Annotated in this window: 3 protein-coding genes; all 3 read right to left on the reverse strand. The window is 71.1% G+C overall.

Annotated features, from left to right (window positions below):
• Positions 1–277: 277 nt before the first annotated feature.
• Positions 278–2,401 (reverse strand): putative bifunctional diguanylate cyclase/phosphodiesterase, encoded by a 2,124-nt coding sequence (locus ACWF94_RS26950; RefSeq protein ID WP_453493693.1) that lies wholly within the window; start codon positions 2,399–2,401, stop codon positions 278–280.
• 316 nt (positions 2,402–2,717) lie between these two features.
• Entirely contained in the window at positions 2,718–4,901 is a 2,184-nt protein-coding gene (ligA, locus tag ACWF94_RS26955; RefSeq protein ID WP_453493707.1) for an NAD-dependent DNA ligase LigA, read from the reverse strand.
• Between the two features lie 75 nt (positions 4,902–4,976).
• The coding region (locus ACWF94_RS26960; protein ID WP_453493696.1) for a methionine synthase at positions 4,977–5,800 on the reverse strand (824 nt) is incomplete at its 5' end.

The following is a 5,800-nucleotide window of genomic DNA, read 5'->3' on the forward strand; positions in this document are numbered from 1 at the left end:
CCGCAAGGGCTGCGGCCTACGGGGCTGGGGCAGCGAATGACAGCCCCGCCTGGGGGCACCTCCCAGGCGAAGCCTTGGGGGAGTTTGAGGCGCCGGGTTCGGGGCGGAGCCCCGGGGCAGGTTGGCAGGGCACCTCCCGGACGGGGCCACGGCAGAGACTGAGGCGGCCGGGTCGGGGGCAGAGCCCCAGGAGCCGGGGCGCTCGGGCCGGGCCGCCACGCCCAGGGGGAGTGCGGTGCCAGTGCACGCGAGCCCAGCCTGATCCAAACGAGAGGCCCTAGGGGACCACCTGGCCCGTGGGCTCGTCCGCGTCCGAGGGGGTCTCGGGCTCGGCGTGCCGGTGCCAGCCGCGCTCGCCGCGGGCGCGGAGCCAAGCGGTGGTCTCCTGCGGGGGCATCGCGGCGGCGACCAGCCAGCCCTGGACGGCGTCGCAGCCCAGGTCGCGCAACCGCTCCCAGGTCTCGTCGTCCTCGACGCCCTCGGCGACGACGAGCAGGCCCAGGGAATGCGCGAGGTCCACGGTGCAGCGGACGATCTCCGCGTCCTCGTTGTCGACGGCGAGCCGGGCGACGAAGGAGCGGTCGATCTTCAGTTCGCTGACGGGGAGGCGGCGGAGGTGGACCAGCGAGGAGTACCCGGTGCCGAAGTCGTCGAGGGACATCTTCACGCCGTGGTCGGTGAGCCCGGCGAGTGTGTCGGCGGCGCGCTGCGGGTCCTCCAGGAGGACGTGCTCGGTTATCTCCAGTTGGAGCGAACCGGCCGGAACGCCGTGGCGCGCGAGGCGGGCGGCGACGGACCCGGCGAATCCGGGCGTGTGGACGTCGCGCGGTGAGACATTGACGGCGACGGGGACGAACAGTCCCTGGGCACGCCACTTGGCGACCTGGGCGAGGGCGGTGTCGAGCACGTACTCCGTGAGGTGGGGCATCAGCCCGGAGGACTCGGCGATGGCGATGAACTCGTCCGGGGGGACCCGGCCGCGGTCCGGGTGGACCCAGCGGACGAGCGCCTCAAGACCCGCGACATGCCCGTCGAAGCGGACCTTGGGCTGGTAGTGCAGCTCCACCTCGCGGGCGTCCAGCGCACGGCGCAGATCGCCGAGGAGACCGAGCCGGTCGGGGGTGTTGCTGTCGCGCTTGGACTCGTACACCTCGACGCCCGTACGGTCGCGCTTGGCCTGGTACATCGCCACATCGGCGCGGCGCAGCAGCCCTTCGGCGTCGAGGGCGTGCTCGGGGAAGACGGCGACGCCCGCGCTCGCCTCCAGGACGAGGGTGAGACCGTCGAGGTCGAGCGGCGAGGACAGCTCGGCCGCGAGCTGGCGGGCGATGCGCTGGGCGCTGGTGATGGAGTCGGCTGTGGGCAGCAGGACGGCGAACTCGTCCCCGCCGAGCCTGGCGGCCTCCGCGCCGCGCGGCAGGGCGTGCCTCAGCCGGTGGGCTATCTGCAACAGCAGCCGGTCCCCCGCGAGATGGCCGAGGGTGTCGTTGACGGAGCGGAACCGGTCCAGGTCGATCAGGACGAGCGCGGCACGGGTGCTGTTGCTCTCCGCCTCCTCCAGGGCGGCCCAGGTCCGCTCCAGCAGCCACTGCCGGTTGGGCAGCCCGGTCAGCGGGTCGCGCAACTGCTCCTCGGCCCGGGCGCGGGCGATCCACAGGGTCGAGTCGAGGGCGATCAGCGGTACGGCGAACAGCGGCAGCAGCAGGGGCAGCGCGGCGGCGACGACACAGATCAGCGGGGCGATACCGAGGAGGGCGACCGCGACAAGGCCCTGCCGCAGCAGGGCCGTACGCGCGGCGGTGGGCAGACCACCGCCCTGTGGGGCCGTCACATACCACAGCAGCAGTCGGGTGACCGCGAGATAGACGGTGGCCGCGAGGATCACTTCCGGTGCGGCGTCGATGCCCCAGTCGAGTGGGTCCCCCGGGTTCTCGACGCTCGGGGAGGCGCCGAAGGCGGACAGTACGAGCGCGGCGGCGCCGATGCCGAGGATGTCGACGGAGCCGTGCAGGATGCCGTGCCGCCAGCGGTGGCGGCGGGCCGTGCCGACGAGGGCGACGACGGCGAGGCTGACCAGCGCCGCCGGCACCGAGCCGTAGAGCAGGAGGACGGCTATGGTCAGGGCCGCGCCGGAGCCGGTGCCGCCCCACCAGCGGTCGCGGCCGAGGGCGACCAGATGGCCCACGATGATTCCGGTGAGCACGGCGAGCGACCAGCCCACCGTGGAGCCGGGGAAGAGCGCGCGGTCCTCGCGGACCGCGCCGGTGATCCCGGTCGCGAGGACGAGCGACGCCGCGGCGACCACAGCGACGGGCAGGCCCGGCGTCCTGCCCGCGAGACCGGCAAGGGTCACGCTTGCGCGCGGCCTTGCGACCCGGGCGGCGCTCTCGGTCGGTTCCATTCCCGTCCCTCTCACAGCCAGCGGTGCCGATGCCTCGCGATGGTTCCCGTTGTCATGCCACCACGACTGAAATCCCACCACGCAGCCGTGCACGACAGGCGCACGTCTCAACAGTAGGTGGCGGGAGGCTCCGACGGGCAGCGCTCTACAGCTCTTGCCCGAATGCGACCCGGCCACCCTTCTCCATCTGCTATGCGCTGAACGGGTGACCGGTACCGGCCGTTCCCCCTTCGCGGAGGACGGCTTGAATACGACCTTTACGCCGCCCGCAGTTCTCCGAATGAGCCCCATTCGAGCCCGGCGCACGCCCCCTTTGTCACGTCTCCGCAGGCACAGCGGCCTCACGAGCGGCATCGGGACCCTGTTCGAGCAGGACGACGAAGCCGCCTTCGTCCAAAACCGGCACCTTCAACTGCACGGCCTTGTCGTACTTGGAACCGGGGTTGTCTCCGACCACGACGAACGCCGTTTTCTTCGAAACAGAACCGGTCACTTTCGCGCCGAGGCTCTGAAGGGCCTCTTTTGCGCCATCCCTGGTGTAGTTCTCCAGTGTCCCGGTGACGACCACGGTGAGACCTTCGAGCGGGCGGGGCCCCTCGTCCTCCCCCCCGCCCGCCTCTTCCGTCCGCACCCCGGCGACGGCCCACTTGCGCAGGATCTCCTCGTGCCACGGCTCGGCGAACCACTGCTTGAGCGAGGCCGCGATGATCCCGCCGACGCCGTCGGTGGCGGCCAGCTCCTCCTCGCTCGCCTTTCTGATCCGGTCGATGGACCGGAACTCACGGGCGAGCGCCTCCGCCGCGACCGGGCCGACATGGCGGATGGAGAGACCGGTGAGGATACGGGCGAGGGGGCGGTGTCTGGCGGCGGCGATGTTCTCCAGCATCGCGACGGCGTTCTTCTTCGGCTCGCCCTTCTGGTTGGCGAAGACCGTGACGACCTTCTCCTCGCCCGTCTTGGGGTCGCGCTTGGGCAGTCCGCTGTCCTGGTCGAGGACATACGCCTTGATGTCCAGCAACTGGTCCATCTCCAGCGAGAAGAGATCGCCCTCGTCCGTCAGCGGGGGCTCGGACGGCTCCAGGGGTTTGGTCAGCGCGGCCGCCGCGACATAGCCGAAGTGCTCGATGTCGAGCGCCTTGCGGCTCGCCAGATAGAAGAGTCGTTCCCGCAGCTGAGCCGGGCAGGACTGTGCGTTGGGGCAGCGCAGATCGACATCGCCCTCCTTCATCGGCCGCAGCGCCGTCCCGCACTCGGGGCACTCCGCCGGCATCACGAAGGGCGTTTCCGTGCCGTCCCGCAGATCGACGACCGGCCCCAGGATCTCCGGGATGACGTCCCCGGCCTTGCGCAGCACCACCGTGTCCCCGATGAGGACGCCCTTGGCCTTCACCACGTCCTGGTTGTGCAGGGTGGCGAACTCGACCTCGGAGCCCGCGACCGTGACCGGCTCGACCTGGGCGTAGGGCGTGACGCGGCCGGTGCGGCCGACGCCGACCCGGATGTTGACCAGCCGGGTGTTGACCTCCTCCGGCGCGTACTTCCAGGCGATCGCCCAGCGCGGGGCGCGGGCGGTGGAGCCCAGCCGCCCCTGGAGCGGGATCTCGTCGAGCTTGACGACCACGCCGTCGATCTCGTGCTCCATGGAGTGGCGGTTCTCACCGAAGTGGGCGATGAACTCGCGGACGGCGTCCAGGGAGTCAACGACCTTGTTGTGCCGGGCGGTGGGCAGGCCCCACTCGCGCAGCAGGTCATAGGCGTGCGACAGACAGTCGATGTCGAAGCCCCGGCGTGCGCCGATGCCGTGCACCACCATGTGCAGCGGCAGCAGCGCGGTGGCCTTGGGGTCCTTCTGGCGCAGCGAACCGGCCGCGGAGTTGCGCGGATTGGCGTACGGCTGCTCGCCGGCCGCCACCCGTCTCGCGTTCAGCTCCTGGAACTGGTCCATCGGGAAGAAGACCTCACCGCGGATCTCCACCAGCTCGGGGATGCGGTCGCCCCGCAGCCGGTCCGGGATGTCGGAGATGGTGCGGATGTTCGGGGTGATGTCCTCGCCGACCCGGCCGTCGCCGCGGGTCGCCGCGCGCGTCAGCCGGCCCTTCTCGTACGTCAGGTTCACCGCGAGGCCGTCGATCTTCAGCTCGCACAGGAAGTGGAAGTCCGAGGTGCCGACATCACGCTCCACGCGCTCCGCCCAGGCGGTCAGCTCTTCCTCGTCGAAGGCGTTGTCGAGGGAGAGCATCCGCTCGCGGTGCTCGACCTTGGCGAGGTCCGTCTCATAGTGCCCGGCGACCTTCTGGGTCGGCGAGTCGGGCGTACGCAGCGCGGGGTACCGCTCCTCCAGCTCCTGGAGCGAGCGCAGCAGTTGGTCGAACTCACCGTCGCTGATGACCGGCTGGTCCTTCACGTAATACCGGAAGCGGTGCTCATCGACCTGCTCGGCGAGGTCGGCGTGCTGCTCGCGGACCTGTGCGGGCAGGCCCGAATCGTCCTGCGCGGACAGGTCCGAATCGTCCTGCGCGCCTTCGGCCACCTTGTCCTCAGCCACCGTCTGTGTCCTCCCGATTCCTGGCACCCACTACTCAGGGTTGTCTGCGAGCGATCTCGCCGCCTGGACGCAGTGGGCGAGCGCCGCCCGTGCGTACGCCGGCGAGGCACCCGCGAGACCACAGGTCGGGGTAATGACCACGGACTTGGTGAGAGTCCCCGGATCAAGCCCCAGCCTGCGCCACAGCGTCCTGACACCCATGACGCTACCTGCCGGGTCGGACAATGCGGTGTCGGTCGTCGGCACGACTCCGGCGAACAGCTTCGTCCCGCCCTCGACGGCCTCACCGATCACGTCCTCGTCACGCTCGGTGAGCAGCCCGAAGTCGAACGACACGCCCGCCGCCCCCGCCCGCCGCAGCAGCGCGAACGGGACGTCCGGCGCGCAGGAGTGGACGACGACCGTCTCGTCCGCGATCACCTCCCGCAGCGTGGACTCGACCAGCTGCCGGTCCACGGCCCGGTATGTGCGGTAGCCGCTGGCGCTGCGGACCTGCCCCCGCAGTACGGCGATGAGCGACGGCTCGTCCAGCTGGAGCACCACGCGCGCGTACGGCATCCGGCGGCGCACGTCCGCCAGATGGGTACGCAGCCCTTCGGCGAGGGAGGCCGCGAGATCACGGCAGGCGCCCGGGTCGGAGAGCACCGCCTCACCGCCCCGCAGCTCCAGCGCGGCGGCGAGCGTCCAGGGGCCCACCGCCTGCACCTTAAGAGTCCCGCCGTACCCCTGGGTGAACTCCTCCAGCGCGTCGAGGTCCTCGCCGAGCCAGGAGCGGGCCCGCCGGGTGTCGCGGCCCGGCCGGTCGCTGATCCGCCAGCCGCTCGGCTCGACGTGGGCGTACAGCTCGACCAGGA

This window comes from Streptomyces sp. NPDC055078, from assembly GCF_053607985.1.